This is a genomic window from Jeongeupia naejangsanensis (assembly GCF_016865585.1).
Classification (GTDB): domain Bacteria; phylum Pseudomonadota; class Gammaproteobacteria; order Burkholderiales; family Chitinibacteraceae; genus Jeongeupia; species Jeongeupia naejangsanensis.
Map to the genome: position 1 here is coordinate 1 of NZ_JAESND010000019.1, position 5,482 is coordinate 5,482.

Annotated in this window: 2 tRNA genes and 3 rRNA genes; all 5 read left to right on the forward strand. The window is 52.1% G+C overall.

Features of this window, described 5'->3' with window-relative positions:
• Positions 1 to 291 precede the first annotated feature (291 nt).
• The 5 genes from JMJ54_RS19005 to rrf all read left to right on the forward strand — a co-directional run bounded on the left by JMJ54_RS19005 (position 292) and on the right by rrf (position 5,434).
• Positions 292 to 1,826 (forward strand): 16S ribosomal RNA (locus JMJ54_RS19005).
• 61 nt (positions 1,827 to 1,887) lie between these two features.
• A tRNA-Ile gene (locus tag JMJ54_RS19010) sits at positions 1,888 to 1,964 on the forward strand.
• A 35-nt stretch (positions 1,965 to 1,999) separates the two neighbouring features.
• Positions 2,000 to 2,075 (forward strand) — tRNA-Ala (locus JMJ54_RS19015).
• A gap of 231 nt (positions 2,076 to 2,306) precedes the next feature.
• Positions 2,307 to 5,198 (forward strand): 23S ribosomal RNA (locus tag JMJ54_RS19020).
• Between the two features lie 123 nt (positions 5,199 to 5,321).
• Positions 5,322 to 5,434 (forward strand): 5S ribosomal RNA (gene rrf, locus JMJ54_RS19025).
• Together the 16S, 23S and 5S rRNA genes with 2 tRNA genes alongside form the textbook arrangement of a ribosomal RNA operon.
• Positions 5,435 to 5,482 lie beyond the last annotated feature (48 nt).

Sequence of the window (5,482 nt, forward strand, 5' to 3'; positions counted from 1 at the left end):
TTTATCGGTTCGGCGTGAAATTTGTTCGGGCGGGGTGTTGACGGGGGAAGGGGAAGTGCTTAAAGTTGCGTTCTCTGCTGATGACGCAGCGAAAGAAACGAAGCGAAACCCGCCGAGTTTACCGAGCGAAGTGTTCAGAAGCAAGCGATCTTTAACAAATTACAGCCGATGAGTGTGAGTGCTTGATGAGTGCATCAAGTGCTTGCACTTAATGAAATAGAACTGGCTTGAGCGCTTCGGTGCTTGGGCGAATTCTTTGAGTTAACGCAAGTGCGCAATTATTCAGTGATTAAACGAAAGAGTTTGATCCTGGCTCAGATTGAACGCTGGCGGCATGCTTTACACATGCAAGTCGAACGGATTTGCGGGGCTTGCTCCGCAAGTTAGTGGCGAACGGGTGAGTAATACATCGGAACGTGCCCAGTAATGGGGGATAACCTGCCGAAAGGCAAGCTAATACCGCATACGCCCTGAGGGGGAAAGTGGGGGATCGCAAGACCTCACGTTATTGGAGCGGCCGATGGCTGATTAGCTAGTTGGTAGGGTAAAGGCCTACCAAGGCAACGATCAGTAGCGGGTCTGAGAGGACGACCCGCCACACTGGGACTGAGACACGGCCCAGACTCCTACGGGAGGCAGCAGTGGGGAATCTTGGACAATGGGCGAAAGCCTGATCCAGCAATGCCGCGTGGGTGAAGAAGGCCTTCGGGTTGTAAAGCCCTTTTGTCAGGGAGGAAATCCTGGCCCCTAATACGGGTCGGGGATGACAGTACCTGAAGAATAAGGACCGGCTAACTACGTGCCAGCAGCCGCGGTAATACGTAGGGTCCAAGCGTTAATCGGAATTACTGGGCGTAAAGCGTCCGCAGGTGGCTTGTTAAGATCGATGTGAAAGCCCCGGGCTCAACCTGGGAACTGCATTGATGACTGGCTCGCTAGAGTACGGCAGAGGGGGGTGGAATTCCGCGTGTAGCAGTGAAATGCGTAGAGATGCGGAGGAACACCGATGGCGAAGGCAACCCCCTGGGCTGATACTGACACTCATGGACGAAAGCGTGGGGAGCAAACAGGATTAGATACCCTGGTAGTCCACGCCCTAAACGATGTCTACTAGTTGTTGGGCTTTTCGGAGCTTAGTAACGCAGCTAACGCGGGAAGTAGACCGCCTGGGGAGTACGGCCGCAAGGTTAAAACTCAAAGGAATTGACGGGGGCCCGCACAAGCGGTGGATGATGTGGATTAATTCGATGCAACGCGAAAAACCTTACCTGGTCTTGACATGTCTGGAATCCCGAAGAGATTTGGGAGTGCCGTAAGGAGCCAGAACACAGGTGCTGCATGGCTGTCGTCAGCTCGTGTCGTGAGATGTTGGGTTAAGTCCCGCAACGAGCGCAACCCTTGCCATTAGTTGCTACCATTCAGTTGAGCACTTTAATGGGACTGCCGGTGACAAACCGGAGGAAGGTGGGGATGACGTCAAGTCCTCATGGCCCTTATGACCAGGGCTTCACACGTCATACAATGGTTGGTAACAGAGGGTCGCGAAGCCGCGAGGTGGAGCCAATCCCATAAAACCAATCGTAGTCCGGATCGCAGTCTGCAACTCGACTGCGTGAAGTCGGAATCGCTAGTAATCGCGGATCAGCATGTCGCGGTGAATACGTTCCCGGGCCTTGTACACACCGCCCGTCACACCATGGGAGTGGGTTTTACCAGAAGTAGCTAGGGTAACCTTCGGGAGCCCGGTTACCACGGTAGGATTCATGACTGGGGTGAAGTCGTAACAAGGTAGCCGTAGGGGAACCTGCGGCTGGATCACCTCCTTTAAAGATAATGCCTCATTAAGCATTCACACTCATCGGCTGTACGTTAGAGATACGGAGAACTGGGTCAGTAGCTCAGTCGGTTAGAGCACCGTCTTGATAAGGCGGGGGTCGCTGGTTCGATTCCAGCTTGACCCACCATTTGCTTTGCGGATGGACAAACAGTTTGATCCGATGGGGGCATAGCTCAGTTGGGAGAGCACCTGCTTTGCAAGCAGGGGGTCGTCGGTTCGATCCCGTCTGCCTCCACCATTCAAGTACTCAGTGTTAAAAGCGCTGGATCGGAAGATTCAGTGGTTTTAGTTCTGACTGCTTCAGTTGGACGAGAATTTATTCTCTGTATCGCTCTTTAACAAGATAGAAGAAGCAAAACTCAAATTTATTCAGTAATGAATGGGTTTGATTGCATCGAGTTTTGAATTCGAGAGAATTCGAAGTCGCAAACACAGCTTGTAATCTTGAACTACGTGTTTGAGGTTATAGGATCAAGCGACTAAGTGCATCTGGTGGATGCCTTGGCGATCACAGGCGATGAAGGACGCGGCAGCCTGCGAAAAGCTGCGGGGAGCTGGCAAACAAGCTTTGATCCGCAGATATCCGAATGGGGAAACCCACACCTTTTGGTGTATCCATGACTGAATACATAGGTCATGTGAGGCGAACCCGGCGAACTGAAACATCTAAGTAGCCGGAGGAAAAGAAATCAACCGAGATTCCCAAAGTAGTGGCGAGCGAAATGGGAAGAGCCTGTACGTGATAGCAGTAGTCTTAGCCAAACGGAATGGAAAGTCCGGCCATAGTGGGTGATAGCCCCGTAGGCGAAAAGACAATTGTGGTACTAAGCGTACGAAAAGTAGGGCGGGACACGAGAAATCCTGTCTGAATATGGGGGGACCATCCTCCAAGGCTAAATACTCGTGATCGACCGATAGTGAACCAGTACCGTGAGGGAAAGGCGAAAAGAACCCCGGGAGGGGAGTGAAATAGAACCTGAAACCGGATGCATACAAACAGTGGGAGCAGACTTGTTCTGTGACTGCGTACCTTTTGTATAATGGGTCAGCGACTTACGTTCAGTAGCGAGCTTAACCGAATAGGGGAGGCGTAGGGAAACCGAGTCCGAATAGGGCGATTAGTTGCTGGGCGTAGACCCGAAACCAGGTGATCTATCCATGGCCAGGATGAAGGTGCGGTAACACGCACTGGAGGTCCGAACCCACTAATGTTGCAAAATTAGGGGATGAGCTGTGGATAGGGGTGAAAGGCTAAACAAACCTGGAAATAGCTGGTTCTCCCCGAAAACTATTTAGGTAGTGCCTCAAGTATCACTAACGGGGGTAAAGCACTGTTATGGCTAGGGGGTCATCGCGACTTACCAAACCATGGCAAACTCTGAATACCGTTAAGTGCGAGCTTGGGAGACAGACATCGGGTGCTAACGTCCGGTGTCAAGAGGGAAACAACCCAGACCGCCGTCTAAGGTCCCAAATGATCAATTAAGTGGAAAACGAGGTGGGAAGGCATAGACAGCCAGGATGTTGGCTTAGAAGCAGCCATCATTTAAAGAAAGCGTAATAGCTCACTGGTCGAGTCGTCCTGCGCGGAAGATGTAACGGGGCTCAAATTGATAACCGAAGACGCGGATATGTACTCTGTACATATGGTAGGGGAGCGTTCCGTAAGCCTGTGAAGGTGACTTGTAAAGGTTGCTGGAGGTATCGGAAGTGCGAATGCTGACATGAGTAGCGTTAAAACGGGTGAAAAGCCCGTTCGCCGAAAGCCCAAGGTTTCCTACGCAACGTTAATCGGCGTAGGGTGAGTCGGCCCCTAAGGCGAGGCTGAAAAGCGTAGTCGATGGGAAACAGGTTAATATTCCTGTACCGATTCTGAGTGCGATGTGGGGACGGAGAAAGGTAGGTCAGCCATCTGTTGGAATAGGTGGTTTAAGCGTGTAGGTGGGGGGTTTAGGCAAATCCGGATCCCTGTTAACACTGAGGCGTGATGACGAGGTGCCATTGGCACTGAAGTGATTGATCCTATGCTTCCAGGAAAAGCCACTAAGCTTCAGCTCAGAATTGACCGTACCGCAAACCGACACTGGTGGGCAGGATGAGAATTCTAAGGCGCTTGAGAGAACTCAGGAGAAGGAACTCGGCAAATTGACACCGTAACTTCGGGAGAAGGTGTGCCTCTGTAGGGTGAAGCGACTTGCTCGTGGAGCTCGAAGAGGTTGCAGTGAAAAGGTGGCTGCGACTGTTTATCAAAAACACAGCACTCTGCTAACACGAAAGTGGACGTATAGGGTGTGACGCCTGCCCGGTGCCGGAAGGTTAATTGATGGGGTGCAAGCTCTTGATCGAAGCCCCGGTAAACGGCGGCCGTAACTATAACGGTCCTAAGGTAGCGAAATTCCTTGTCGGGTAAGTTCCGACCCGCACGAATGGCGTAACGATGGCCACACTGTCTCCTCCTGAGACTCAGCGAAGTTGAAGTGTTTGTGAAGATGCAATCTCCCCGCTGCTAGACGGAAAGACCCCGTGAACCTTTACTGTAGCTTTGCATTGGACTTTGAAGTGGTTTGTGTAGGATAGGTGGGAGGCTTTGAAGCAGAGACGCTAGTTTCTGTGGAGCCGTCCTTGAAATACCACCCTGACCCCTTTGAGGTTCTAACCTTGGTCCGTTATCCGGATCGGGGACCGTGCATGGTAGGCAGTTTGACTGGGGCGGTCTCCTCCCAAAGTGTAACGGAGGAGCTCGAAGGTTACCTAGGTACGGTCGGACATCGTACTGATAGTGTAATGGCACAAGGTAGCTTGACTGCGAGACTGACACGTCGAGCAGGTGCGAAAGCAGGACATAGTGATCCGGTGGTTCTGTATGGAAGGGCCATCGCTCAACGGATAAAAGGTACTCCGGGGATAACAGGCTGATTCCGCCCAAGAGTTCACATCGACGGCGGAGTTTGGCACCTCGATGTCGGCTCATCACATCCTGGGGCTGTAGCCGGTCCCAAGGGTATGGCTGTTCGCCATTTAAAGTGGTACGTGAGCTGGGTTCAAAACGTCGTGAGACAGTTTGGTCCCTATCTGCAGTGGGCGTTGGAAATTTGAGGGGGGCTGCTCCTAGTACGAGAGGACCGGAGTGGACGCATCTCTGGTGTACCGGTTATCACGCCAGTGGTATCGCCGGGTAGCTAAATGCGGAAGAGATAAGCGCTGAAAGCATCTAAGCGCGAAACTTGCCTCAAGATGAGATTTCCCTGTGGCCTTGAGCCACCTGAAGGGTCGTGGAAGACCACCACGTTGATAGGTCGGGTGTGGAAGCGCAGTAATGCGTTAAGCTAACCGATACTAATTGCCCGTGAGGCTTGATCCTATAACCTGAACCGCGTGGTTCGGGTGTGTTGCGACAAGACTCGTCATAAATCAAACCCGAGTCATTGCTTCTTCTATCGAATTCAGAGATATGACTAATACAGTCGTAACTCAACCAGTTACGTCTGGCGACCATAGCGAGTTGGTCCCACGCCTTCCCATCCCGAACAGGACCGTGAAACGACTCAGCGCCGATGATAGTGCGGGTTCCCGTGTGAAAGTAGGTCATCGCCAGACTCCCAATGCAAACCCCCTGCAGCTACGCTGCAGGGGGTTTTTGCTTTG